The following is a 219-nucleotide window of genomic DNA, read 5'->3' on the forward strand; positions in this document are numbered from 1 at the left end:
AGAGCGCATTTCCATAGCACCATTTATGGTGAGCGGTTGCACTGGCGCATGCGGAAAAATAAACCGTATACCAAGTTCGCTTGGCTAATTTAGCTGCGGAGCTACGGGTGCAAAACCATCCCCAGAGTCGCCTAAACCATCTTACCAAATAACCCTTGCTTTGTGCTCACTTTGTGCTGCATATTCTACAAATTCTAAACTCATAGTGTTGATTGCCAT

At 45.2% G+C, this 219-nt stretch carries 1 pseudogene; it reads right to left on the bottom strand.

Annotated features, from left to right (window positions below):
* Positions 1–204, bottom strand: a pseudogene (locus tag V6260_RS19015) (carboxylesterase); the annotation flags it as partial.
* Positions 205–219: the final 15 nt, after the last annotated feature.

The sequence above is a fragment of the Pseudoalteromonas aliena genome (genome assembly GCF_038155085.1).
GTDB lineage: Bacteria > Pseudomonadota > Gammaproteobacteria > Enterobacterales > Alteromonadaceae > Pseudoalteromonas > Pseudoalteromonas aliena_A.